This is a genomic window from Bradyrhizobium xenonodulans (assembly GCF_027594865.1).
GTDB lineage: Bacteria > Pseudomonadota > Alphaproteobacteria > Rhizobiales > Xanthobacteraceae > Bradyrhizobium > Bradyrhizobium xenonodulans.
Genome location: NZ_CP089391.1, coordinates 1,180,895 through 1,202,833 on the forward strand (window position 1 = coordinate 1,180,895; position 21,939 = coordinate 1,202,833).

28 protein-coding genes are annotated in these 21,939 nt (G+C 64.4%); 14 read left to right on the top strand and 14 right to left on the bottom strand.

The genetic code is table 11. From position 1 onward, the window contains the following. Window positions 1-87: 87 nt before the first annotated feature. Complete coding sequence (locus tag I3J27_RS05545) at window positions 88-1,116, top strand: glycosyltransferase family 2 protein (protein ID WP_270166185.1); 1,029 nt, start codon at window positions 88-90, stop codon at window positions 1,114-1,116. 15 nt (window positions 1,117-1,131) lie between these two features. Here I3J27_RS05545 and I3J27_RS05550 read toward each other — a convergent pair whose 3' ends face one another. Beyond that, window positions 1,132-2,124: a glycosyltransferase gene (locus I3J27_RS05550; RefSeq protein WP_270166187.1), complete on the bottom strand. Its 993-nt coding sequence runs from the start codon at window positions 2,122-2,124 to the stop codon at window positions 1,132-1,134. Between the two features lie 244 nt (window positions 2,125-2,368). Between I3J27_RS05550 and I3J27_RS05555 the strand changes: the two genes are divergently transcribed. From I3J27_RS05555 to I3J27_RS05565, 3 genes are all read left to right on the top strand, one after another. After that, window positions 2,369-3,436 (top strand): glycosyltransferase, encoded by a 1,068-nt coding sequence (locus tag I3J27_RS05555; protein ID WP_270166189.1) that lies wholly within the window; start codon window positions 2,369-2,371, stop codon window positions 3,434-3,436. 38 nt (window positions 3,437-3,474) lie between these two features. Then, window positions 3,475-4,827: an O-antigen ligase family protein gene (locus I3J27_RS05560; protein WP_270166191.1), complete on the top strand. Its 1,353-nt coding sequence runs from the start codon at window positions 3,475-3,477 to the stop codon at window positions 4,825-4,827. Window positions 4,828-4,945: 118 nt separating this feature from the next. Beyond that, window positions 4,946-6,079, top strand: coding sequence for a GNAT family N-acetyltransferase (locus I3J27_RS05565; protein ID WP_270166193.1), 1,134 nt, complete (start codon window positions 4,946-4,948; stop codon window positions 6,077-6,079). 4 nt (window positions 6,080-6,083) lie between these two features. Here I3J27_RS05565 and I3J27_RS05570 read toward each other — a convergent pair whose 3' ends face one another. Next, window positions 6,084-6,623 carry an RBBP9/YdeN family alpha/beta hydrolase gene (locus I3J27_RS05570; protein ID WP_270166195.1) on the bottom strand — a complete coding sequence of 180 codons (540 nt, stop codon included), beginning with the start codon at window positions 6,621-6,623 and terminating at the stop codon, window positions 6,084-6,086. Window positions 6,624-6,745: 122 nt separating this feature from the next. On the opposite strand from I3J27_RS05570, the gene I3J27_RS05575 reads away from it, so the two are divergent. Both I3J27_RS05575 and I3J27_RS05580 read left to right on the top strand, forming a co-directional pair. Further along, window positions 6,746-7,222, top strand: coding sequence for an Lrp/AsnC family transcriptional regulator (locus tag I3J27_RS05575; protein WP_270166197.1), 477 nt, complete (start codon window positions 6,746-6,748; stop codon window positions 7,220-7,222). Window positions 7,223-7,324: 102 nt separating this feature from the next. Next, complete coding sequence (locus I3J27_RS05580; RefSeq protein WP_270166199.1) at window positions 7,325-8,209, top strand: protein-L-isoaspartate O-methyltransferase family protein; 885 nt, start codon at window positions 7,325-7,327, stop codon at window positions 8,207-8,209. 8 nt (window positions 8,210-8,217) lie between these two features. On the opposite strand, the gene I3J27_RS05585 is transcribed toward I3J27_RS05580, so the two are convergent. The 4 genes from I3J27_RS05585 to I3J27_RS05600 form a co-directional block, all read right to left on the bottom strand. Further along, a complete protein-coding gene (locus tag I3J27_RS05585; protein ID WP_270166201.1) occupies window positions 8,218-8,352 on the bottom strand; it encodes a hypothetical protein in 135 nt (44 codons plus the stop codon). 101 nt (window positions 8,353-8,453) lie between these two features. Beyond that, window positions 8,454-9,053 carry an NAD(P)H:quinone oxidoreductase gene (wrbA, locus tag I3J27_RS05590; RefSeq protein WP_270166203.1) on the bottom strand — a complete coding sequence of 200 codons (600 nt, stop codon included), beginning with the start codon at window positions 9,051-9,053 and terminating at the stop codon, window positions 8,454-8,456. A 48-nt stretch (window positions 9,054-9,101) separates the two neighbouring features. Then, window positions 9,102-9,800 carry a pirin family protein gene (locus I3J27_RS05595; protein WP_270166205.1) on the bottom strand — a complete coding sequence of 233 codons (699 nt, stop codon included), beginning with the start codon at window positions 9,798-9,800 and terminating at the stop codon, window positions 9,102-9,104. A 36-nt stretch (window positions 9,801-9,836) separates the two neighbouring features. Beyond that, complete coding sequence (locus I3J27_RS05600) at window positions 9,837-10,589, bottom strand: SDR family NAD(P)-dependent oxidoreductase (protein WP_270166206.1); 753 nt, start codon at window positions 10,587-10,589, stop codon at window positions 9,837-9,839. A gap of 117 nt (window positions 10,590-10,706) precedes the next feature. On the opposite strand from I3J27_RS05600, the gene I3J27_RS05605 reads away from it, so the two are divergent. After that, entirely contained in the window at window positions 10,707-11,642 is a 936-nt protein-coding gene (locus I3J27_RS05605; protein ID WP_270166208.1) for a LysR family transcriptional regulator, read from the top strand. A 122-nt stretch (window positions 11,643-11,764) separates the two neighbouring features. On the opposite strand, the gene I3J27_RS05610 is transcribed toward I3J27_RS05605, so the two are convergent. Continuing rightward, window positions 11,765-12,022, bottom strand: coding sequence for a hypothetical protein (locus I3J27_RS05610; protein WP_270166210.1), 258 nt, complete (start codon window positions 12,020-12,022; stop codon window positions 11,765-11,767). A gap of 160 nt (window positions 12,023-12,182) precedes the next feature. On the opposite strand from I3J27_RS05610, the gene I3J27_RS05615 reads away from it, so the two are divergent. Continuing rightward, window positions 12,183-13,169 (top strand): tripartite tricarboxylate transporter substrate binding protein, encoded by a 987-nt coding sequence (locus I3J27_RS05615; RefSeq protein WP_270166212.1) that lies wholly within the window; start codon window positions 12,183-12,185, stop codon window positions 13,167-13,169. A 95-nt stretch (window positions 13,170-13,264) separates the two neighbouring features. Then, window positions 13,265-13,609: a hypothetical protein gene (locus I3J27_RS05620; RefSeq protein ID WP_270166214.1), complete on the top strand. Its 345-nt coding sequence runs from the start codon at window positions 13,265-13,267 to the stop codon at window positions 13,607-13,609. A gap of 60 nt (window positions 13,610-13,669) precedes the next feature. On the opposite strand, the gene I3J27_RS05625 is transcribed toward I3J27_RS05620, so the two are convergent. The 4 genes from I3J27_RS05625 to I3J27_RS05640 form a co-directional block, all read right to left on the bottom strand. Beyond that, on the bottom strand, window positions 13,670-14,503 hold the full coding sequence (locus tag I3J27_RS05625) for an adenylate/guanylate cyclase domain-containing protein (protein WP_270166216.1): 834 nt from the start codon (window positions 14,501-14,503) through the stop codon (window positions 13,670-13,672). Between the two features lie 59 nt (window positions 14,504-14,562). Further along, window positions 14,563-15,030, bottom strand: a complete 468-nt coding sequence (locus I3J27_RS05630; protein WP_270166218.1) for a YbaK/EbsC family protein — start codon at window positions 15,028-15,030, stop codon at window positions 14,563-14,565. A gap of 27 nt (window positions 15,031-15,057) precedes the next feature. Then, window positions 15,058-15,789, bottom strand: a complete 732-nt coding sequence (locus I3J27_RS05635) for a haloacid dehalogenase type II (protein ID WP_270166220.1) — start codon at window positions 15,787-15,789, stop codon at window positions 15,058-15,060. A 93-nt stretch (window positions 15,790-15,882) separates the two neighbouring features. Further along, window positions 15,883-16,242, bottom strand: coding sequence for a winged helix-turn-helix transcriptional regulator (locus I3J27_RS05640; protein ID WP_270172577.1), 360 nt, complete (start codon window positions 16,240-16,242; stop codon window positions 15,883-15,885). Window positions 16,243-16,401: 159 nt separating this feature from the next. On the opposite strand from I3J27_RS05640, the gene I3J27_RS05645 reads away from it, so the two are divergent. Beyond that, window positions 16,402-17,136: an SDR family NAD(P)-dependent oxidoreductase gene (locus I3J27_RS05645; RefSeq protein WP_270166222.1), complete on the top strand. Its 735-nt coding sequence runs from the start codon at window positions 16,402-16,404 to the stop codon at window positions 17,134-17,136. Between the two features lie 59 nt (window positions 17,137-17,195). Here the strand turns inward: I3J27_RS05645 and I3J27_RS05650 are convergent, their stop codons facing one another. Continuing rightward, a complete protein-coding gene (locus I3J27_RS05650; RefSeq protein ID WP_246925392.1) occupies window positions 17,196-18,080 on the bottom strand; it encodes an amidohydrolase family protein in 885 nt (294 codons plus the stop codon). Window positions 18,081-18,420: 340 nt separating this feature from the next. Here I3J27_RS05650 and ykgO point away from each other — a divergent pair, with 340 nt between their 5' ends. From ykgO to I3J27_RS05665, 3 genes are all read left to right on the top strand, one after another. Continuing rightward, on the top strand, window positions 18,421-18,546 hold the full coding sequence (gene ykgO / locus I3J27_RS05655) for a type B 50S ribosomal protein L36 (protein ID WP_006611362.1): 126 nt from the start codon (window positions 18,421-18,423) through the stop codon (window positions 18,544-18,546). A 107-nt stretch (window positions 18,547-18,653) separates the two neighbouring features. Continuing rightward, window positions 18,654-19,295 carry a tetratricopeptide repeat protein gene (locus I3J27_RS05660; RefSeq protein ID WP_270166237.1) on the top strand — a complete coding sequence of 214 codons (642 nt, stop codon included), beginning with the start codon at window positions 18,654-18,656 and terminating at the stop codon, window positions 19,293-19,295. Window positions 19,296-19,420: 125 nt separating this feature from the next. Next, window positions 19,421-19,681 (top strand): hypothetical protein, encoded by a 261-nt coding sequence (locus tag I3J27_RS05665; RefSeq protein ID WP_270166239.1) that lies wholly within the window; start codon window positions 19,421-19,423, stop codon window positions 19,679-19,681. A gap of 15 nt (window positions 19,682-19,696) precedes the next feature. Here I3J27_RS05665 and I3J27_RS05670 read toward each other — a convergent pair whose 3' ends face one another. Continuing rightward, entirely contained in the window at window positions 19,697-19,879 is a 183-nt protein-coding gene (locus I3J27_RS05670; RefSeq protein ID WP_270166241.1) for a hypothetical protein, read from the bottom strand. Window positions 19,880-20,207: 328 nt separating this feature from the next. On the opposite strand from I3J27_RS05670, the gene I3J27_RS05675 reads away from it, so the two are divergent. After that, on the top strand, window positions 20,208-21,164 hold the full coding sequence (locus I3J27_RS05675) for an alpha/beta fold hydrolase (RefSeq protein WP_270166243.1): 957 nt from the start codon (window positions 20,208-20,210) through the stop codon (window positions 21,162-21,164). Between the two features lie 119 nt (window positions 21,165-21,283). On the opposite strand, the gene cycA is transcribed toward I3J27_RS05675, so the two are convergent. Continuing rightward, on the bottom strand, window positions 21,284-21,679 hold the full coding sequence (cycA, locus tag I3J27_RS05680) for a cytochrome c-550 CycA (RefSeq protein ID WP_270166245.1): 396 nt from the start codon (window positions 21,677-21,679) through the stop codon (window positions 21,284-21,286). Window positions 21,680-21,939 lie beyond the last annotated feature (260 nt).

The following is a 21,939-nucleotide window of genomic DNA, read 5'->3' on the forward strand; positions in this document are numbered from 1 at the left end:
TGCGGCGATGCGCCGTCACAGGACAGCGGCGGCTCTTGCGCGATTGATGCAGGGCTTTTTCAATAAATCTCGGACATCAAGAACGCCATGACGCTGATCCCGACAGACCTCTCCGCCAGCCGGATCTCGGATGCCGTGCGCGATCCCAACCGGGAGATCGTGGCGAGCTCCGGGATCATCGACCTGTCGGTCGGCATCGTCGTCTGCATTCCCTGCTTCCGCCGTCCGCAGCATCTGCGCCTGACGCTGGACTCCCTCGCCAGCCAGCGGACCCCGCGCTCCTTTGCCGTCGTCATGGTCGAGAACGATGCGGCGGGGCGCGAGAGCGCACCGGTTGCGGCGGAGTATCTGACCGATGGCCGGCTCCAGGGCGTCTGCCTGGTCGAGAAACGGCAGGGCAATTGCCAGGCGATCAACGCCGCGTTCGAAACGGCCCAGGCGCTGTTTCCGGCCGCGACCCGTTTCCTCATGATCGACGACGACGAGATCGCCTCGCCCGACTGGCTCGAGCTGATGGTTCGCACCGCGGAGGCGACCGGCGCCGACATCGTCGGCGGGCCGGTGCTGCCGGTCTTCGACGACGACAGCAAGCCCTGGCTTGCGCGTCATCCCGCCTTCTGTCCCGCCTATGATTACAGCGGTGCGGTGCCGCTGATCTATGGCTGCGGCAATTGCCTGATCACGCGGGGGGCGTTCGAGCGGTTCGACCGTCCCGCCTTCGACCTGCGTTTCAATTTTCTCGGCGGCGGCGACTGCGATTTCTTCGTGCGGTGCCGCGATGCCGGCATGATCTTCCACTGGACGGCGGAGGCGGTCATCACCGAGACCGTGCCGCAGAGCCGCACCAGCCTCGGCTGGATTGCGACGCGCGGCCTGCGTATCGGCGCGATCAATTATCGTGTGCAGTACAAGGCCGCACAAGGCGCCGGCGCGCGGGCGCGGGTGTTCGCGCAGATGCTCGGACGGTTGCCGCTGTCGCTGGTTCGCTCCGCCCGCCTGCTCGCGACGTCGAAAGTCGTCGTCGCGATGCATCCGGCGCTGGTCGCGCTCGGCTCCATGCTGGCAGCATTCGGCTTCGCGCCGAAGCCCTATGAAGCCTCGAAGATCGTATCCTGACGCCCTGATCCCAGGCTAGATGCCGAAGCGGGCGAGGGCAGTCCTCGCCGCGGCGCGCGGCAGCGATTTGAGCGAGCGCCGGCCGATCATCCCGAGATAGGCGAAGGCATCGCGATATCTGCCGACGCGAACCGCCTGCATCGCCGAATAGGTGATAAGATGGAGCTCGGCCGCCAAGCGAAGTCCGGCTGTGGCGCCCTCGGGCAGTCTCGCCATGATCAGGCCGTCGTCGAACACCCGTGCGATTGCCGGGAAGAAATCCTGCGGCGTCCGCACCGCGGCGTTCATGGTGTTGGTCGTGTGCAAGCGATAGTCGAGCAGAAGCTCTGGCGCAAACTCGAACTCGCCGATCGCGGCGAGGCGGCACCAACAATGCCAGTCCTCGCAATATCTGAGCGCAGTGTCGAAGCCGCCGATGGCGCGGAAGGCTTCCGCGCGTGCGAGTGCGACGCCGCCATTGACGATGAAATTGCCTCTGGCAAGCCGCGACAGCACGTCGCCGGACGGCTTGCGGCGTCCCTTCAGCAGGCCGCGCCGGCCGATCTGCCGCCCCTCGCTGTCGATCGTGTTATAGTCGCCATAGACGAGAACCGCGCGCGGGGCACCACGTGCGGCCGCGAGCAGCGCCGCAACAGCGCCGGGGCGCAGGCGGTCATCGGCATCGAGGAAGAGCAGCCATTCGCCGGTCGCATGTCGCGCGCCGAGATTGCGCGCGGCCGATACGCCGGCGGAATCGTTGGTCATCAGGCGCAGCCGCGGATCGCGAATGGTGCGGACGATGGCGGTGGTGTTGTCGGTCGAGCCGTCGTCCACGACGATCACTTCGCCCACCTCGCCCTGCGCCAGCGCGCTGGCGAGGGTTTCGCCGACATAGGCCGCAACGTTCTTGGCGGGAATGACGACCGACACCGATGTGGTCGAGCTCGCCGGCCGCGGCGGACGCACCGCCGGAACGATGCGTGCGGCGGCCGGCAATTCGAGAATTTCTTCGGCGGTGATCTGAGCCACGGCTCGCCTTTAAGAGTCTGTTAACCAGGACGCGTCTGCCGAATGGGCATCGCGATCGATCGCAACTCTGATTGCTTGCGAATGATACCCGCATTACCGGCCAAATCGTTGCCGCGAAGGGCTGCGTGACTGCGGTTTCGTCAATTAGCGTTAAGCCGGTGGCATTAAGCCTGTCGCAAAGTTGGATGAGTGCGACAGCCGGTCCCATGCGAGAATGCAGACCTGATTGCCGCGGATGGATCCGGTGCCCGCAACGACGTTCGAACACGACCCCGATGCCATGATCCTCAACCTCTTCTACGAGGACAAGGACGATCGCTGGTTTCCCGGCGACCGGCATTTGCGGCGCATGGTGCGCCGCATGCTGCTCGGCGAGCCGCGCATGAGCGGGCAGCTTCGCGTGTTCCTCAATCTCTGCGCGGGGCTCGACCGGCTCGGCATCCGCTATCGCGTCAACGACTACCGCTACGTCGCGCAACATCCCGACGAGCTCGCCTGCATCATCGGCCGCACCTTCCTGCTCGACAAGTTCGCGTGGAAGAATCCGATCCTGCTCGGCGTCGCCGCCCACAATCATCCGCTCGACGACCCCGATCTGTTCAAGCGCCTGCCGGTGAAGAAGGTCGTGGTGCCCGGCCCATGGTATGTCGACATGTACCGGCCATACTGGCCCGACACGGAGGCCTGGCCGATCGGCATCGACACCGATCTCTGGGCGCCGTCGCGCTCCTCGCAAAAGACCGTCGACGTCCTGATCTACGACAAGGTCCATTGGGACCGCGACCGCCATGCGCAGGAATTGATCGAGCCTGTCCGCGCCCGCCTCCGCAAGGAGGGCCGTTCGTTCACTGAATTGCGCTATGGCAGTTACAAGGAAGCTGACTATCAGGCCGCGCTGGCGCGTTCGCGCGCGATGATCTTCCTGTGCCAGAACGAAAGCCAGGGCATCGCCTATCAGCAGGCCTTGTCCTGCGGCGTGCCGGTATTCGCCTGGGATCCCGGCGGCCCATGGCGCGACCCCGATTATTATCCGGACCGCGTCCAGTTCGCGCCGGTGTCCTCGGTGCCGTATTGGGACGAGCGTTGCGGCGCCAGGTTCGTGGACATCGCGGGGTTCGAGGCGGGTTGGGGAGACTTCTGGGCCGGCTGCGCCGCCGACAGGTTCGATCCGCGCGGCTTCGTGCTCGACAATCTCACGCTGGAACAGCGCGCGCTGCAATATTACGAGATTGCGCGGAGCATCGTGCGGCCGCGGACGGCGCCGCAGGCCTCGGGCGTGCTGGTTGACGGATGCTTAACAGGGATGAGCTAAGACCTCGAGTTTCCCGGCTTCACTATCTGCACAGAGCCATGGATCGCAGCGCCACTGACATCACCGACGTCGAGGCCCGATCGCTCGGCCGCGTCCTGCACGACGGGCTTGTGGGGCTGAATGCCGTACGGGCGGCGCGTTGCCTCGTCGCAGTTGCGGCGCTGCTTCTCGTATTGGTCACGCTCGATCCGTTTCCCGATCTGCGCAACGAGGATGTGACGACCGTCGTCGGCGGGCGAATGGCGCTCGGCTATATCTCGTGGGGCCTGCTGGCTGCGGTCGCGATGCTGTTCGTCGCCGTCACGGACGCGCCCGCACTGAAGAGCCTGGTGACGCCGCTGCATCTCTGCCTCGTCGGCTGGCTGTTGCTCAACATCGTCTTCTCCGAGAGCCGGGGCGTTTCGATCCAGCGCTTCGTGCTCGCGGCCAGCGTGACGTCGCTCGCCGTGCTTCTGCCGCTGCTGCCGCCGACGCAGCGCAGCTTCAATCTTTGCCTTGGCGCCGCCGCGCTGGCCCTGCTGGTGCTGTGCTATCTCGGCGTCTTCCTCGCGCCGCAATATGCGATGCACACCGCGCTCGACATTGGCGAGCCGCAGCTCGCCGGCGACTGGCGCGGCAGCTTTGGCCACAAGAACGTTGCCTCGCCGGTGATGACAATCCTGGTCTATGTCGGCATTTACCTGTGCGCCGTCGGCTCGTTCGTGATGGGGCCGGCGATCGCAGCGCTGGCCGGCATCTTCCTGATCTTCACCGGCGGCAAGACCTCCTCGGTGCTGTGCCTTGCGATCTACGCGCTCGCATCGCTGGTCTATGTGACGCGAAGCCTGTGGCTGAAGCGGCTCATCTGCTTCGTGCCGCTGATCGTGATGAACCTGCTGACGGTCGGCAGCGTGCTGAGCCCCGCGCTTGGGTCAGTGACGCGGATGCTTCCACTTGATCCCACTTTCACTGGCCGTTCCGCGATATGGGAGTTCGCGCTCGCCGCCGTCGCCGAGAAGCCGATCATCGGTCACGGCTATGCGGCATTCTGGGACGACGTGACCGCACGGCAGACGGCCCAGGGGTCCGAGTGGGCGACGAGCGCCGCGCACAGCCACAACAGCTATCTCGACCTCGCCGTCACCATCGGCCTGCCGGGGCTGATGCTGGTGATCCTCGTCTTCGTGCTCGCACCGCTCGTCAATTTTCAGTCAGCCCAGGCTCACAGCCACAGCAGCGCGCTGGCGAAGCTGTTCCTGACCGTGTGGCTGTTCGGCCTTTATTATGGGACGACCGAAACCTTCCTGCTCGAACGGCAGAATCCGATCTGGTTCATGTTCGCTCTCGCCGTCGCCGGCCTGCATTTCCTCGCCAGGTTCCAATGCGTCGCGCAGATGGAACCGGAACGCTGACAGCTTGTCGCAGCCGTCGCGGCGTTGGTGGCATCGGCTTAACGATAAGCGGCAACGTTTCTTGTGGTCTGCGGCAAAACATCTATCTGGAAACATTCAGTAATCGTATGTCCCGCGGATGACGTTTCTCAGCGTCGAGCAACTCAACGGTCAAGTGTCCAGCACGTCGGGAATCTCGGTCGATTTCGTGCGTGACTGGCGGCAGGTCGCATTGCGCCTGAGCGCAGGGCATCGCACCGCGTTCCAGCATGGCGACTGGCTCGGTCCCTGGTACGAGGCGTTCCACGATCTCGCGCCGCTGATCGCGGTGATCTCCGATGCCGCGACCGGCAAGGACATCGCGGTGGTGCCGATGATCAGCCATGTCAGGCGCGGCATCCGCATCGTCGAGTTCGCCGACCTCGGCGTCTCCGACAACAACGTGCCGATCCTGGCGCTCGATGCCGAGCTGGACGCGGACGCTGTCAACAAGGCGCTGGTCGACGCCTTGCGCGCCTTGCCCGACCGTTTCGATCTGCTGCGCCTGAAGAAGATGCCGGCGCATGTCGGCGGCAAGCCGAACCCGCTGGTGTCGCTCGGCCGGATCGGGTCCAGCTCGCTCAACGGCAATCTCGTGCTGACGGGTGACGACTACGGAGACTACCAGGCCTCGATCAAGCGCATGCAGATGCCACGCTGCTGGCGTGTGTTCAGCCGGCATGACGGCGCACGGTTCGAGATCGCCACGGATGTGGCGCGTGCCCACGAGCTGCTCGACGTGATGGATGCCCAGCAGCAGGCGCGGATGCACAAGCTCGGCTCGCGCTTCGTTCTCAATGACAAGACGCATGCGCGGTTCTATCGCGGGGTCGCCCGCCAGGGCGTTGCGGACGGTTACGCTGTCGTCTCGGCGCTGGTGTGCGACGAGGCGGTCGTCGCCACCGCGTTCGGCGTCAGATATGGCGCGACCTATTTTCTCCTGCGCATCAGCCACGCCGGCGATTCATGGTCGAGCTGCTCGCCGGGGCTGCTCGTGACCGAGCGCACCATGGCGGCGCTGCATGCAGAGGGCGTGCGCCGTTTCGACCTCAGCATCGGCAACCAGGATTACAAGCGCCGCTTCGGCGCCGAGCAGGTGCCTCTGACCGATGTCAGCGTCGCGCTGTCCTGGCGCGGCGCGCCCTATGCATGGCGCGACCATGCCGCGCAGGGCCTGCGCCGCTATCCGAGGCTCGCTGCCATCGCCACTCCGGCGCTGCGCAGGATGCGCTGAGCTGTCATCTCGAAAGGCCGGCACTGAAGGCTTCGAGCAACGCGCGTCCTTGTAGCCAATCGCCGAGCCCGCTCGATGCATTGATGTGGCCGAGCGCGCCGAGCACGACCAGGCCGGACTGCCAATCGCGCGCCCGCTGTCGCGTCGTCTCGATGGCGCCATAGGGATCGTTCGTGCTGGCGATGATGAGGGAAGGGAAGCGCAACGCGCGATCCGGTACCGGCTTGAACGTAGCGGCCTCCGCGGGAAAATTGTCGCCGTCGGGATCGGGCACCGCGACCAGAAACGCGCCCGCGATCGCGGATGGGAAGCGAGCGGCCCAGTGCGCGACCAGCGGGCAAGCGAGGCTATGTGCGACCAGCACAGGCGGCTTGGCGCAGCGCCTGACTGCCCGCTCCAGCGATTGCTCCCAGTCGTCGAGATCGGGCCGGTCCCAGCTCGCCGGCTGAAACCGCGTGAAGCGCGCATCGTCGCGCTCCCAGAGCGTCTGCCAATGGCTGTCTCCCGAGCCGCCGAGGCCGGGCAAGGTGATGATGTCGTGCATGATCGTCCCGTGATATCTGAGATGGAGGCGCAGTGTGGCCGGTCCCGGTGCTGCGTGACATGGCAAGTCATCGGCGGAATCGAGCATCTGCCGATGATCTCAAGGCGGAATGGAGAATTTTGTTGGATCGTTTCGGGAGCATCGATGCCAAGGATCTGAAGATCCTCGAGGCGTTGCAAGCCAATGCGCGCGCGTCGCTGTCCGAGCTCGGCCGTTCCGTCGGATTGTCCCAGCCGGCGGTCTCCGAGCGCGTCAAAAGGCTGGAGGAAGCCGGGATCATCGAAGGCTATGGTGCCCGGATCAATCCGCGCGCACTCGGGCTCGGCCTGATGGCGCTGGTTCGCCTGCGTACCACGCATGAGCACATCAAGACCTGCCTGAAACGGTTTTCCGAGATTCCTCACATCATCGAGGTCCATCGCGTGACCGGGGATGATTGCTTCGTGCTGAAAGTGCTCGTTCCGGCGCCGGAAGACCTCGAGACGATCGTGGACCGCATCGCCGGCTTTGGCGCCGTCACGACCTCGCTGGTGCTGCGGAGCGAGCCGGTGCGGCCGATCGGGCGGGACCTCGTCAGGAGAAAAGCCGAGCGGAGTTGAGCGGTCGTCGATGCGTCATCGCACCGACACAAAACGCACGATTGCGCCGTGCTTCCGATCATCGCGCGCGTTGTGCTAACGTCGCCCCCTCACGGAGGCGACATGGAAGATCGTTCGGCAAAATATCGCGCGTTCTATGCGCAGTTGATCTGCGCCGCGGCCAAGGCGACGGATCCCCGGATCGAGCAGGCCTTTCGCACCGTCAGGCGCGAGCCCTTCGCCGGACCCGGACCGTGGTCGATCTCCGTCGGTGGCCATCCCTATGTCGTGACGCCCGACGACGATGCCGCCTTCCTCTATCAGAACACGCTTCTGGCGCTGGACCCGGCGCGTGGCCTCAATATCGGGATGCCCGGCGCGCATGCCTATTGGCTCAGCGGCTGCGGCGTGAGGGAAGGCGAGACGGTGATCCAGATCGGCGCCGGCAGCGGATATTATACGGCCATTCTCGCCGAGCTCACCGGACCTTCAGGCCATGTGCATGCCTATGAAATCGACCAGCGCCTGGCGGCACTGGCACGCGAAAATCTGAAGGACATCCCGCATGTCGAGCTGAAGGATCGCTCGGGCATCGCGTCCGATCTACCCGGCGCGGACGTGATCTATGTCTGTGCGGGCGCGGCGCAGCCGGCCGCCGAATGGCTCGAGGCGCTGCGCCCCCGCGGGCGGCTGATGTTTCCGTTGGCACCGGAAGGCATGCTCGGCGGGATGTTGATGATCACGCGCCCGGATGAGGGCGCAATGTGGCCGGCGAAATTCGTGGGCCGTGCCCAGTTCATCGGCTGCGCGGGATTGCAGGATGCCGATGCCGCCCGGCGACTGGCCGACGCGTTCGCAAAAGGATGGGAGAGCGTGCAGTCGCTGCGCAGAGCGGGCGCTCCGGACGAGACCTGTTGGTTTGCCGGTGAGGGCTGGTGGCTTTCGACGGCGCCGGCACCGGTCCAGACCGATCCGATCAGACCGCACGCCGACCTTACGCAGACCTAGCGCGGCTCTTACGAGCTCGGACATCCGGTGCAGCGCAGCCGGCCGCGCGAGGCGCGGACGAGGCTGCGGCAATACCAGCGCCGCGCCAGCGCTTGCGCGGGCTTGCGGATCATCTGCGCAATCAGGAAGATTTCAAAAGCCATGATCGTCAAATGGGGCGGCATTCCCGAATGAGAATGCCGCCCACCTCGCATCAGCCATGCCGTCGATCGTCAAGCTTAATGGTGGGGCTTAACCGTGCAGCTTAGCCATGTAGCTTTCTCGCGGTCTCCGCGATCTGGCGTCCCTGATAACGTGCGCCGGCGAGCTCGTTGGCGCTGGGTTGGCGGCTGCCGTCGCCGCCGGTGATCGTGGTGGCGCCGTAGGGCGCGCCGCCGGTGACCTCGTCGAGCTTCATCTGGCCGGCAAAGCCGTAATTCATGCCGACCACGACCATGCCGAAATGCAAGAGGTTGGTGATGATCGAGAACAGCGTCGTCTCCTGGCCGCCATGCTGGGTCGCGGTCGCGGTGAAGGCACCGCCGACCTTGCCGTGCAGCGCGCCCTTGGCCCAGAGCCCGCCGGCCTGGTCGAGGAAGTTCGCCATCTGCGAGGCCATGCGGCCGAAGCGGGTGCCGGTGCCGACGATGATCGCGTCGTAATTGGTGAGATCTTCGATCTTGGCGACGGGTGCGGCCTGATCGACCTTGTAGTAGGAGGCTTTTGCGACCTCGGCCGGCACCAGCTCGGGCACGCGCTTGATGTCGACGGTGGCGCCGGCTTCGCGCGCGCCTTCGGCAACGGCATTGGCCATCGCTTCGATGTGGCCATAGGCGGAATAATAGAGGACGAGAACTTTGGTCATGGTGGTCTCCGTTGAGGGGTGAGTTGGGTTGTTCTGTGTGACCGGCGCTTACGCCGCGTCGACGAGCACGAGCTCGGAGTCTTCCAGCGCCGTGATTGTCAGCCTGTCCTCGTCGCGGATCGCGGCGCCGTCGCGGGCATTGATGCGCACGCCATTGACCTCGACTGAACCCGCCGCCGGCACGAGGTAGAGGTGCCGCGACTTCTGTGGCGCGTACTCCGCGCTCTCACCGGCTTTCAACGTGGTGGCGAGCACCCGCGCATCGGCACGGATCGGCAGTGCATCCGCGTCGCCTTCGATCCCGCTCGCGATGGTGACGAGCCTGCCGGAGCGGTCCGATTTCGGAAACGGTTTCGAGCCCCACGTCGGCTGTCCCCCGCGCGTCGTCGGCTCGATCCAGATCTGAAAGATCCGGGTCTGCGTCGGCTCCAGGTTGTACTCGGAGTGGCGGATGCCGCTGCCGGCGCTCATCACCTGCACGTCGCCCGCTTCAGTTCGGCCCTCGTTGCCGAGGCTGTCCTGATGGGTGATCGCGCCCTCGCGCACATAGGTGATGATTTCCATGTTGGCGTGGGGATGGGCGGGAAAGCCGGTGTTCGGCGCGATCTCGTCGTCGTTCCACACCCGCAAGGCGCCATGACCCATGTTGTTGGGGTCATAGTGGCTGGCGAACGAGAAATGATGCCTGGCCTTGAGCCAGCCGTGATCGGCGCCGCCGAGCTTTGCGAAAGGTCTGAGTTCGATCATCTGCGTAATTCCTTGTTTGAGCGGACGGCGCCTTGATCAGGCGCCGAACCCGCCGTCGACATTGAGCACCGTGCCGGTGACGAAGGAGGCTTCCGGGCTCGCGAGGAATACGACGCCCGCTGCGACTTCCTCCGGGCGGCCGAAGCGCTGCAGCGCGTGCTGCTTGCGCTGGGTCTCGGCGAACTCGCCGCCGTCCTTCGGGTTCATGTCGGTGTCGATCGAGCCGGGCTGCACCACGTTCACGGTGATGCCGCGCGGTCCGAGGTCGCGAGCCGCGCCCTTGGTGTAGCCGACCACCGCCGCCTTGGTGGCGACGTAGTCCGCAAGGCCGGGGAAGGAGGCCCGGTCAGCCAGCATCGAGCCGACGGTGACGATGCGGCCGCCTTCACCCATCAATTGCGAGGCGGCGCGGATCGCCGCGATCACGCCATGCACGTTGATCGAATCTTGCCGGGCCAGCGCTTCGGTGTCGGCATTGGCATTGTCGATCGCGCCGCCGGCCGCGACGCCGGCGTTGTTGACGAGGATGTCGAGATGGCCGAACTCCTTCGCCACGTCGTTGACGAGCTGCGTCACATCCTTGGCCGAAGCCTGGTCCGCTCGGAAGGCGCGGGCCTTGACGCCCCTGGCCTTCAATTCGGTGACGACGGCTTCCGCCTTTTCGGGCGAGGCGACGTAGCTGATGGCGACATCCGCGCCTTCTTCGGCGAGAGCGCGGGCCGAGGTCGCGCCGATGCCGCGCGAGCCGCCGGTGACGAGGGCAACCTTGCCTGAGAGCTTCCTGGTCATTTGGATTTCTCCATTCCTGAATGTCTGATGACCCCTTGGATATGCCTCCGCCCGTGGTATAGAAATAGAAACTGTTGAAACGCATTGTTTCCATAAATACCCGATTGGACCGGCTCCATGGCAAAACTCCCGGATTTCGAGGCGCTCGCGATTTTCGCAAAAGTCGTGGAATTACGGTCGTTTGCCGGGGCCGCGAGCGAACTCGCGACGTCGAAGGCGACGGTGTCCAAGGCGGTGACGCGCCTGGAGGAGCGGCTCGGCGCCCGGCTGTTCAACCGCACCTCGCGCCGCCTCGCGCTGACCGATGCCGGGCACAAGCTCGCCGAGCGCGCCACGCGCCTGCTCGCCGACGGTGAGGCCGCGGAGAACGAGGCGCTGGCGCAGTCGGTGGCGCCGCGCGGCCTGGTGCGGCTCGCGGTGCCCATGACATTCGGGATCAAGGCGGTGGCGCCGCTGTTGCCGGAGTTCTTCGAGACCTATCCGGAAGTCTCGGTCGATCTTCACTTGAGCGATGCGACCATCGACCTGATCGGCGAGGGCTTTGACATGGCGGTGCGGATCGCGCGGCTGCCGGACTCGTCGCTGATCGCACGACGGCTGTTCACCATGCCGCGCTTCACGGTCGCCGCGCCGTCCTATCTCAAAAAGCACGGCCGGCCGACGCATCCGATGCATCTGGCCGAGCACAAATGCTTTAGTTACGCCTATCTCTCCACACCCAATGTCTGGCACTACACCAATTCGGCCGGCGAGCAGGCCAGCGTGCGCCCGGGCGGGCAGCTTCGCGTCAACAATGGTGAAGCGGTGATGCCGGCGCTCATCGCGGGCCTCGGCATCGCCGAGCTGCCCGAATTCATCGTCGGCGAGGCGATTTCATCGGGTGAGGTCGAAGTGATCCTGAAGGACTGGAAGCAGGCCGAAGGCGCCGTTCATCTGGTGACCCCGCCCGGCGGCCCGCGCCCCGCGCGCGTCGAGGCGCTCGGCGACTTTCTCGCGGCGAAGCTGCCGGGCACCTGCAAGCGGCGGCCGAAGAAAGGTGCGAAGGTGTCGTGACTCTCTTGGTGGGCACGGCGCGCGAAGAGCGCGCCTTTGCCCACCCTACGGCATCTCGCTAGTCTATCGTCCGAGCAAACTATCGTAAGGTGGGCAAAGCGCTGCGTGCCCACGTCTTTGAACTACGACACCTTCACGCCATTGCGCACGACAACGCGCAAGCTCGGCCTCAGCGTCTCTTCGAGCTGCGACTTCAATTCATGCACGCGCGGGTCGGTCGATCGCGCCGCGCACACGCCGTATTGATGGACGGATTGCGCCAGCGCGTGGCGGGCTTCCGGCGTTCGCGTCATCTCGGGCTTTGACAGACGCAGCACGATCGTGGCGAGATTTACCAGCATCTCGTCCAGGGCGACGTCGATGGTCGCGAGTTTTCCCATAACGCACTCCCACGGCACAGTCCCCGCAAGGGCAACGGAGGGCCGAGGCATGCGTTCCGGACCGGGCTGAACATGGCTAACGCTTCGTAAACGTCTTGTTCTTGCCGACCGCCGCGTTAGGCTGGCCTCGAAACAAGAAAAAATCGGGGAGGGACCTGCCATGGATCGACGCGATGTTCTGCGCGCCGTTGCCGCACTGCCATTGTTGCGCGCAGCGTTACCCGACGAAGCCTTCGCGCAAACCTATCCTGCCCGCAACATCACGCTGATCGTGCCGTTTCCTGCCGGCGGCCAGGCTGATCTCGCCGCGCGTCCCGTCGCACAGGCGCTGGAGCGAATCCTGGGCAAACCCGTCATTGTCGACAACCGCGCTGGTGGCGGCGGCGGATCGGTCGGCAATGCCGCGGCGGCGCGCGCCGAGCCCGATGGTTATACGTTGCTGATGACGCTGTCCTCGCTAGCGGTGCTGCCTGAAGCCGACCGTCTGTTCGACCGTCCCGTCGCCTATGAGGTCTCGCAGTTCATGCCGATCGCGCGCGTGCTTGCCGACCCCACGCTGCTCGCGGTGCCGGCCTCGGCGCCATGGAAGACGGCACAGGAGTTCGTCGCCGACGCGAAGAAGCGCCCGGGCCAGATCACATACGGCTCGTCAGGTCCTTACGGCACGTTGCATGTGGCGATGGAGATGTTCGCGAGCAGCGCCGACATCAAATTGCTGCACGTGCCGTTCCGTGGCGCTGGTCCCGCGCTGACCGCGCTGCTCAGCGGCACCGTGCAGGCGATTGCAGCCGCGCCCGGCACGCTGAAGCCGCAGGTCGAGGACGGCAAGCTGCGCGTGCTCGGCAATTGCGGCGCGCAGCGCATCGCGAGCTTCCCTGACGTGCCGACCTTCCAGGAGCTCGGCTACAAGGATGTCGAGATGTACATCTGGGCCGGCCTGTTCGCGCAGAGCTCGCTGCCGGCACCGATCGCGACCCGCCTGCGCGAAGCCATGGCGCAGGTGATGACGAGTCCCGACGTGCTCAAGGCCTTCGACACCTCGGGCAGTCTCGTCGCCTATCAGGATGCGCCGGCCTTCGCGCAATTCGTCGCGACCGACAGCACGCGGCTGATCGCCGCGGTGAAGAAGATCGGCAAGGTAGAGTAGGTTCCCGCGGCGCTTTCACATTTTGTTGTTGGTCCAGAACCGGCTCCCGCCTCATTGATTGATGAGAATTCGTGGGATTCGAGAAGGATCGAGACATGCGAACAGAGCGGATTGCGCTGGGTGTGGCGCTTGCGATTGGCGGCATCGTCGCGCAGGGCGCCGCGTCCGCCGAAGAGTATCGCGGAACCATGGAACAGCAGATGGCCTGCACGCCGGATGTCTGGCGTCTCTGCAGCGACCAGATTCCGGACGTGAGCCGCATCACGGCTTGCTTGCGAGAGAATACGCCACAGCTCTCGAGCGGCTGCCGCGCCGTGTTCCAATCCAACAACCAGATGCCGCCGCAGCAGGCTCCGCGTGGTCGCGCCGCGCCGCCGCCGCGCTATTATAACGCGCCGCCTCCCGCGGCCCAGCCGCAGCCTTACGATGATGACGATTAGCGCTACCTAGACACGATCCGGAAAAGTGGTCGGCGCAATGATGCGATCGTATCGCTTCGTTCAGCGCTCTCCCTTGCTGTTCGACTCAGGTCGCTGTCGAAGCGCTGTCCGCAACAGCGCGCCGAAGAGAATGGCTGCGACCGGCCAGTGAAACCAGATCCTGTGCATGCCGCTGAAAACATTAATCAGAATCAAAAAGGCCGACACCGTGAGGGCCGCTGCAATGGGGCGGGGCAGCTTCGCCAGCGAATCCGAGACGACATGCGTCCACGAGGATGGCGCGTGCCTGTCGCTGATCCGCGGAGCACGTCTTTTCTCCGGGAAAGTTGGGCTTTCCGCGCTCGGGACGCTCCCTCGCCCGGCGGTTCGGCCGCCCAAGGTCACCCGATAACTGGTCTGGGGCGCGATGTTCTTCATGGGTTGTTGGCCGAGACAGTCGAAGCCAACGGATAATTTGTTGTGCACCTGATCGTAGACGGAGCTCGAGATCACGACGCCGCCGGGCTCGGCGAGCTCTTGCAGACGCGACGCGATATTGACCCCGTCGCCATAGATGTCGGAGCCGTCCACCATCACGTCGCCGAGGTTGATGCCGATGCGAAAGCGCATCGGGCTCGCTTGAGGCGGGTCCGAATCCTGACTGGAGATTTCCTGCTGAATCTCGACCGCGCATTGCACGGCCTCGACGACGCTGGCGAACTCGGCGATCACGGCATCGCCCCAGGTATTCACGATGCGGCCGTCATGGCGCTCGACCAATCGCGCAATGGCTGTGCGATAGCGGCGGAGCGTCTCCAACGTTCCGGTCTCGTCGGCTTCCATGAGACGCGAATAGCCGTACACGTCAGCGCACAGCACGGTGGTCAGTCGTCGTTTCACCTTGTCGTCGGTCATCCTCGCCATGCTAGCCTGCCTGATCGGTAAATGCATCAGGCATCGTACTCGGCGCCGCTTTACGGCCTGACCTCGCAGACATCGACCCACTCGGCGCCGGTCAGCTCGGCCATCCGCTCCGGCGTGATGCGCACGGCGCTGTGGGTCGACCCCGCGGCCGGCACCACCACGTCGAACGCTTTCAGCGACATATCGCAGTAGATCGGCAGCGGTGATTTCAGCCCGAACGGGCAGACGCCGCCGACCTCGTGGCCGGTGATGTCGGCGACTTCTTCCAGCCCCAGCATCTTCGGCTTGCCGCCGAATGCAGCCTTCACCTTCTTGTTGTCCATCCGCGAGGTGCCGGCGGCGACGATCAGGATCACGCGTTCGCCGACGCGCAAGCTCAGCGTCTTGGCAATCATTCCGGGCTCGACGCCATAGGCTTCGGCGGCCAGCGGCACGGTGGCCGAGCTGATCGGGGATTCGATGACGGAGATGTCGGGGGCATTCTCGGCGAAGAAGGCGCGAACGGATTCCAGGCTCATTCACTTCTCACGGGCGGGCAATGATCTCTAGGCAATCCCGGGCAGCTCGGAGAGCGCGCGGACGCGGTGGTCCGGCGCGAAGCCAAGCTCGTCCATCTGGGTGCGGATCGCCTTGAACATGGTGAGCGGTGCCACGAGTTCGTTCTCGACGCAAGCCAGCGCCATCGCTTCCGGTGTCACCCGCTCGATCCAGGCGACGTTCAGGCCGAACGATTTTGCGCCGACAGCGTCCCAGGGATTGGAGGAGACGAACAGCACCTCGTCAGGCGTAGTGTCGAGCGCCGCGCCGATCAGCTCATAGGCTTCCGGGCTCGGCTTGAAGATCTTCTTCGCATCGACGCTGAGCGTGGCGTCGAGCACGCGGTCGAGACCGGAATTGCGCACCAGCGCGTTCAGCATGTCCGGACTGCCATTGGAGAGGATGGCGAGTTTTCGCGGCTTCAACGCCGCGAGCGCAGTCGTCGCATCCGGATAGAGATCGAGATGCAGGTATTTCTCGATCACGCGCTCGAACGCCTCGCTGTCATAGGCGAGGCCGAGCATGCGCAGCGTATAGCCGAGCGAGTCGCGCGTCACGGCGGCGAAATCCTGGTAGCGCCGCATCAGCGAGCGCAACCAGCTGTATTCGAGCTGCTTGATGCGCCAGACCTGCGTGATGATCTCGCCATAGCCCGGAAACGCATCCTCGGTGATCTCTGCGACCGACTGGATGTCGTAGAGCGTTCCGTAGGCGTCGAAGACGACGGCTTTGATGCTCATTGAACGGTTTCCTTGATCGTTTCCTTGGATTTGTTTTCTTCGATCGTTTTCTTGGATCGTTGCAGGCGCGCGGACTATACCTGAACGGTCAGCTTATCGTCCTTTTGCATTCCAGGCCTCGCGCTCGGCGAAGACCCGGCTGACCTCCGCCATATGCTCCGTGCCCCACGAGCAAAGCGGCACGAGGGCCTGCGCCAGGCTGTGGCCCAAGGGGGTGAGGCTGTAGTCCACCCGAGGCGGCACCTCCTTGTAGTCGGTCCGCTTCACGAGGCCGTCGGCCTCCAGCTCCTTAAGCTGCTGGATCAGCACCTTGTCGCTGACGTCGCGTATGGCGCGCCGAAGTTCGCCATAGCGGGTCGGGCCGTCCTGAGCGACGAAGTACAGGATCAGCGGCTTCCACTTGCCGGAGACGACTCGCAAGGTCGCGTCCAGGCCGCAGGTGAAGCCGGGCAGGGTCGGCGTGCAGCTCTGGACCGTTGCTGACGTCCGCGCCGGCGAGGTGGTCGGGTCCGAATGATCTGTCGACATTTTTGGGCACTTACCAAAAGGTGCATACTTGTCGATAGGTGGGTACGCCGCCAGCTCAGTGCAACCCTAATGAAGGAGCACATCATGGGCAGACTACAAGGCAAGACGGCAGTGGTGACGGGCGGCGGAACCGGCATCGGATTTGGAGCGGCGAAACGGTTCGTCGACGAAGGCGCGTTCGTCTATCTCTTCGGGCGGCGGCAGGAGCCGCTCGACGCCGCCGTTGCGAAGCTGGGGTCCTCCGCGCGCGCCGTCAGGGGCTCGGTGACGGACCTGTCCGACCTCGACCGGCTCTACGAGACGGTGAAAGCCGAACGCGGCGGGCTCGACATCCTGTTCGCCAACGCCGGCACCGGCTTGTTCGCGCCGCTCGGCGAGATCACGGTCGAGCATTACGACCAGATCTTTGACGTCAATGTGAAGGGGTTGGTGTTCACGGTGCAGAAAGCCCTGCCGCTGATGAAGCAGGGGTCGTCGATCATCCTGACCGGCTCGAGCACGGGGGTGATGGGGACGCCGCAATTCAGCATCTACAGCGCGACCAAGGCCGCGATCCGCAATCTGGCACGGAGCTGGGCGCTGGACCTGCGCGGCACCGGCATACGCGTCAACGTGTTGTCGCCGGGGCCGACCAAGACCGAGCTGGCGCTGGAGATCGTCGGCGAGGAAGCCTTTGATGCGCTCGGAAGCATGACGCCGATCGGGCGCGTGGGCGACCCGAGCGAGACGGGGGCGGTGGCCGCGTTCCTGGCGTCGTCAGACAGCAGCTTCATGACCGGCGGCGAGGTCTTCGTCGACGGTGGCTTGGCGCAGGTCTGAGACTCGACCGCGTGAGCGCGAGGGCTTCGGTCATTCGATCGAAGCCCTCGATGCGTAGCCTAGATCCCCAGAATCTTCCGCGCGTTGGCCTTCAAGACCTTCGGCCGGATCTCGTCGCGGATGTCGATCTTGGCGAAGTCCGACAGCCAACGGTCCGGTGTGATCACCGGCCAGTCCGAGCCGAACAGCATCTTGTCCTGCAGGATCGAGTTGATGTAGCGCACCAGGATCGGCGGGAAATACTTTGGCGACCAGCCCGAGAGATCGATGTAAACGTTCGGCTTGTGGGTCGCGACCGACAGCGCCTCTTCCTGCCAGGGGAAGGAGGGGTGCGCGAGGATGATCTTGAGGTCGGGGAAATCGGCCGCGACGTCGTCCATGTACATCGGGTTGGAATATTTCAGCCGCATCCCCATGCCGCCCGGCATGCCCGAGCCGACGCCGGTCTGGCCGGTGTGGAACAGCGCGATCGCGCCGCCATTGTTGATCTCTTCGTAGAGCGGATAGGCCATGCGGTCGTTGGCGTAGAAGCCCTGCATGGTCGGGTGGAATTTGAAGCCGCGCACGCCGTATTCCTCGATCAGCTTGCGCGCCTCGCGCACGCCGAGCTTGCCCTTGTGCGGGTCGATCGAGACGAACGGGATGAGGACGTCGAGATGGTCGGAGGCGACCTCCAGCATCTCGTAATTGTTGTAGCGGCGGAAGCCGGTCTCGCGTTCGGCGTCGACCGGGAAGATCACCGCGGCGATGTTCTTGGAGCGGTAGTAGGCAGCGGTCTCCGGCACCGTCGGCGGATGCTTGTTCGGCGACTTGAAATATTCCGCCATCTGCGCCTGGAAATCGTCATAGCCATCGTCCGCGTGGCACCCGCAGGGCTCCTCGGCATGGGTATGGATGTCGATGGCGACGACGTCGTCGATGTTCGGCAGCTTCAGCTTCGGCATTGGTTTCCTCCCGACGGGTTGCCAAATTGATTATATGATATAACGAATTTGGCAAGCGTCGCTGGCGCCGAAACCGCAGCCCGCAAAAGTCTTTGCGGGGCTTGGCCGCGAAGGGACAGATCGGGCCGATCCGGCCGTTTCTACTGTGCATGGGGTTGTTTTCGCGAATTTGCTGGGTGGGAACCGGGCAGTTAACATTGACATGACCTCCTGCCATGCCTTAAGAACCGCCCCGTCCCGGGCGGTCGGTCCGCCAGCGGGAAAAATCTCATTTTGCCACATTCGCGCGTGCCGAAACGGTAGTGCCGAACACGGCCTTTCGAACGTTCAGGATTCTGCCATGAAGGTCCGTAACTCGTTGAAGTCGCTGCGCGGTCGCCATCGCGCCAACCGCCTGGTCCGCCGCAAGGGCCGGGTCTATGTGATCAACAAGGTGCAGCGCCGCTTCAAGGCTCGCCAGGGCTGATCTTTCGCCCTGCCGGACGCCTCACGCGCTCCCGCAATACCACGGTCACACGAGTTTGACGCCGCCTTTGCTTTGCAAGGGCGGCTTTGCGCGTTTAGACTTTCACCATGGCAGTGAGATTCCCGTTCGCACGCACCTTGTGTCTGGCCCTCGTGCTGGGTGCCGCCGGCTTGACGCCAGCCCTGGCTCAGAAAGTTCTGCCGGCCCCTCCCGGCAAGGAGCAGAAGAAGCTCCCCGAAGCGCCGGCCAAGCTGCCCAAGGTCGACCGCAGCAAGAATCTCGATTTCCTGTTCGGCGCGCTGAAGGCTGCGCCCGACGAGGCCAGCGCCAAGCATGTCGAGGCGCGGATCTGGGCGATCTGGATCCAGACCCCGAGCGACACCGCGTCGCTGTTGATGGCGCGGGCCAAGACCGCGGTCGACGCGCAGAAGGTCGACATCGCGATCAAGCTGCTGGATTCGGTCATCAAGCTCAGGCCCGACTACATCGAGGCCTGGAACCGGCGCGCCACGCTCTACTACATGCAGAATGACTACGCCCGCTCGCTTGCCGACATCCGCGAGGTGCTGATCCGCGAGCCCCGCCATTTCGGCGCGCTCGCAGGCCTCGGCATGATTATGCAGGAGGTCGGCGACGAGAAGCGCGCGCTCGACGCCTATCGCAAGGCGCTCGCCGTCAATCCGCACCTCGACAAGATTCCCGACCAGGTCAAGTCGCTGACCGAAAAGGTCGAAGGCCGCGATATTTAGCCTAGAACTCGATCTTTTCCCGAGCGAATGCGGCGCCTTCGGATTAACCAAGATCGGAAGCGCGGCATCTTGAGGGCTATTGCCGGCGCCGCCACAGGCCTACCTGCATGGCAGGAGCGAAAGCCATGAAGCGTCTGATCTTTGCAGGGATCCTGCTGCTCGCGTCGGGGACGGCAAGTCTCGCCGACGGACTGTTCTGGGTGGTCGGCAACCGCGCCACCGGCAAATGCAACATCGTGACCAGCAATCCCGTGATCATCGGCGACATCTGGTTCGGTGACGGCCCCTACAAATCCAAGGCCGACGCCAGGCTTGCCCGCTCGACGATCCGCGCCTGCCCCGCACCGACCCCCGATGAGGAAAAGGCCGAGGACGGCACGAACTAGATCGGCGTCCGCAAGTTAGTGCAGGGCGCTGCCGCCGCGCTCAGCGAGGCCGCGATCGGCGGCGGCTGCGTAAGCCTTCGCAAGTTCCGTCTCGAGATGCTCGTTGATCAGCAGCAGCGCGCGCACGGCGCCGCGCAGGTCACCGTTGCAGCTCGCCACGATCTCGTCGATCGCAGTGTCTTTGGATCTGAAGCTCATCGAAATTCTCCGGTTCAAATCAGGACAAATCCTGCCGGCCTTTCCCGCACCCCTGAGGTTGCGAGCAGGATCGGCGCCCACCCGCGTCTAAGAGGCGGAACCGACCGTGGCGATTATAAGGAAGCCGCGATGACGACCGCATGAAGCTGGTCCGAGGCTTGCGGGTCTTCGGATAATAATATTGATTTCATTGATGTTTTTGACTCGGCAAATATGCACATATCCACAGCCCCGCCATTTCCGGTGGAAATGCGGGAGCTCGCGGGGCGAAACTGCCGCCTGCCGAACCCGTAGCTGCGATGTGCCCTGGATTTCCCGGACCCTCTCCATGATCGTGATGACAGTCGTGACGGCGCTGGTGCTGCTGGCGCTGGTCACGCAGGCCGGAATTGTGGCCCTGCAACGCGCCTTTCCGCCCCAGGGCCGGATGGTCGAGGTCGACGGTGCCGTGCTTCACGTCGTCGATATCGGCCCGCGCGATGCGGGCGTGCCGATCGTGATGCTGCACGGTGCGAGCTCCAATCTCGAAGCGATGCGGCGCCCGCTCGGCGATCTCCTCGCCGGGGATCATCGCGTCATCCTGATCGATCGTCCCGGCCATGGCTGGAGCACGCGTGCACGACGGCAGGATTCGACGCCGCAGATCCAGGCGCGGATGATCGACGAGGCGCTGGGCAAGCTCGGGATCGAACGCGCGGTGTTCGTGGTGCATTCCTGGAGCGGCGCGCTCGGGGCGCGGATTGCGCTCGATCACGCGAGCCGCGTCGCCGGTCTCGTCATGCTGGCGCCGGTCACCCATCCCTGGCGCGGCGGCGTCGGCCGTTACAACGAGATCATCGCAACGCCCGTGATCGGCCCGCTGCTCGCCTATACCATCACGCTGCCGCTGGGTTATTTCGTCGCCGAGGCCGGCGCACGGAGCGTCTTCCTGCCACAAATCATGCCGGATGGTTTCGTGCGGGATTCGGCGACGCCGCTGCTGCTGCGTCCGCGCGAGTTCATCGCCAATGCCTATGATCTTGTGACGCTGAAGGAAGCGGTGATTGCGCAGGCTGCGCGCTATGGCGAGATCAAAGCGCCGGTCACGATCATCGCCGGCGAGCCCGACAAGACCGTGAAGACCGACATCCACGCGCGCCCGTTCGCCGCGACCGTGCCGAATGCAAAGCTGATCGTGCTGCCCGATCTCGGCCACATGGTGCAGAACGCGGTGCCGGATCTCGTGAAGACGGAGATCGAGACGATGATCGGTCAAATCGTCCCGGCGCAGGCGGTCGCCGATTAGAGCGTTTTCGAACGAAGCGGATGCCGGTTCGCGTGAAGACAACGCGTCAAAACAAAACAGCTACAGCGTCGGTTCCGAGTTGATCAGAACCGAAGCTGTAGCGGCCGCCGTTTGGGCGCTTACTGCTTGATTTTCCCGTCCTTGTCGAACTGCGAGACGTAGGTCCAGAGATTGTTGATCTCGGTCTCGTTCTTGATGCCGGCGAACGCCATCTTGGTGCCGGGGATCTTGGCCTTGGGGTCCTTGATGTATTCCTTGAACGTCGCCTCGTCCCAGGTGATGCCGGAATTCTTGTTCGCGTCCGAATAGCTGTAGCCCTCCGCGGTGCCCGATTTGCGGCCGTTGAGGCCGTTGAGCTCGGGGCCGACCTTGTTCTTGGCGCCTTCGCCGATCGCGTGGCAGGCCAGGCATTTGTTGAACGATGTCTTGCCGGCCGCGGCATCCTGCGCCATCGCGGCGGGTGCGGTGGCAATCGCGGTGAGGATCGTCAGTGCGCCAATAATCAGTTTTGTCATCGGGTGCTCTTCGTCTCTTCCCTGGTGGGTCTGGTCAGTCGCCTGCCTGGTCGGCAATGTCAGGACCTGCCCGTTTTGGCAGGCCTGCTCGACTTGGACAAGCGACCAATCCATGACAGGTTTCATGCCTTCCTACTTGTCCCAGAGCGAACTCGCCGCAGATCGCCGCTCCGACTTTCGGATGGCCTACCCAAACCACCGCGGACGTGGTTGATTTGCCGCGACAATTCGATTGTGCGGCGCGAGCCGGAAGGATAATG

What these genes read in the sequence shown, in the direction of transcription:
- I3J27_RS05545 (WP_270166185.1), top strand. Translation starts at nt 88, where the DNA reads ATGACGCTGATCCCGACAGACCTCTCCGCCAGCCGGATCTCGGATGCC.
- I3J27_RS05560 (WP_270166191.1), top strand. Translation starts at nt 3,475, where the DNA reads ATGGATCGCAGCGCCACTGACATCACCGACGTCGAGGCCCGATCGCTC.
- I3J27_RS05565 (WP_270166193.1), top strand. Translation starts at nt 4,946, where the DNA reads ATGACGTTTCTCAGCGTCGAGCAACTCAACGGTCAAGTGTCCAGCACG.
- I3J27_RS05570 (WP_270166195.1), bottom strand. Translation starts at nt 6,623, where the DNA reads ATGCACGACATCATCACCTTGCCCGGCCTCGGCGGCTCGGGAGACAGC.
- I3J27_RS05580 (WP_270166199.1), top strand. Translation starts at nt 7,325, where the DNA reads ATGGAAGATCGTTCGGCAAAATATCGCGCGTTCTATGCGCAGTTGATC.
- I3J27_RS05585 (WP_270166201.1), bottom strand. Translation starts at nt 8,352, where the DNA reads ATGGCTTTTGAAATCTTCCTGATTGCGCAGATGATCCGCAAGCCCGCG.
- wrbA (WP_270166203.1), bottom strand. Translation starts at nt 9,053, where the DNA reads ATGACCAAAGTTCTCGTCCTCTATTATTCCGCCTATGGCCACATCGAA.
- I3J27_RS05595 (WP_270166205.1), bottom strand. Translation starts at nt 9,800, where the DNA reads ATGATCGAACTCAGACCTTTCGCAAAGCTCGGCGGCGCCGATCACGGC.
- I3J27_RS05600 (WP_270166206.1), bottom strand. Translation starts at nt 10,589, where the DNA reads ATGACCAGGAAGCTCTCAGGCAAGGTTGCCCTCGTCACCGGCGGCTCG.
- I3J27_RS05605 (WP_270166208.1), top strand. Translation starts at nt 10,707, where the DNA reads ATGGCAAAACTCCCGGATTTCGAGGCGCTCGCGATTTTCGCAAAAGTC.
- I3J27_RS05610 (WP_270166210.1), bottom strand. Translation starts at nt 12,022, where the DNA reads ATGGGAAAACTCGCGACCATCGACGTCGCCCTGGACGAGATGCTGGTA.
- I3J27_RS05615 (WP_270166212.1), top strand. Translation starts at nt 12,183, where the DNA reads ATGGATCGACGCGATGTTCTGCGCGCCGTTGCCGCACTGCCATTGTTG.
- I3J27_RS05620 (WP_270166214.1), top strand. Translation starts at nt 13,265, where the DNA reads ATGCGAACAGAGCGGATTGCGCTGGGTGTGGCGCTTGCGATTGGCGGC.
- I3J27_RS05625 (WP_270166216.1), bottom strand. Translation starts at nt 14,503, where the DNA reads ATGACCGACGACAAGGTGAAACGACGACTGACCACCGTGCTGTGCGCT.
- I3J27_RS05630 (WP_270166218.1), bottom strand. Translation starts at nt 15,030, where the DNA reads ATGAGCCTGGAATCCGTTCGCGCCTTCTTCGCCGAGAATGCCCCCGAC.
- I3J27_RS05635 (WP_270166220.1), bottom strand. Translation starts at nt 15,789, where the DNA reads ATGAGCATCAAAGCCGTCGTCTTCGACGCCTACGGAACGCTCTACGAC.
- I3J27_RS05645 (WP_270166222.1), top strand. Translation starts at nt 16,402, where the DNA reads ATGGGCAGACTACAAGGCAAGACGGCAGTGGTGACGGGCGGCGGAACC.
- I3J27_RS05650 (WP_246925392.1), bottom strand. Translation starts at nt 18,080, where the DNA reads ATGCCGAAGCTGAAGCTGCCGAACATCGACGACGTCGTCGCCATCGAC.
- ykgO (WP_006611362.1), top strand. Translation starts at nt 18,421, where the DNA reads ATGAAGGTCCGTAACTCGTTGAAGTCGCTGCGCGGTCGCCATCGCGCC.
- I3J27_RS05660 (WP_270166237.1), top strand. Translation starts at nt 18,654, where the DNA reads ATGGCAGTGAGATTCCCGTTCGCACGCACCTTGTGTCTGGCCCTCGTG.
- I3J27_RS05665 (WP_270166239.1), top strand. Translation starts at nt 19,421, where the DNA reads ATGAAGCGTCTGATCTTTGCAGGGATCCTGCTGCTCGCGTCGGGGACG.
- I3J27_RS05670 (WP_270166241.1), bottom strand. Translation starts at nt 19,879, where the DNA reads ATGAGCTTCAGATCCAAAGACACTGCGATCGACGAGATCGTGGCGAGC.
- I3J27_RS05675 (WP_270166243.1), top strand. Translation starts at nt 20,208, where the DNA reads ATGATCGTGATGACAGTCGTGACGGCGCTGGTGCTGCTGGCGCTGGTC.
- cycA (WP_270166245.1), bottom strand. Translation starts at nt 21,679, where the DNA reads ATGACAAAACTGATTATTGGCGCACTGACGATCCTCACCGCGATTGCC.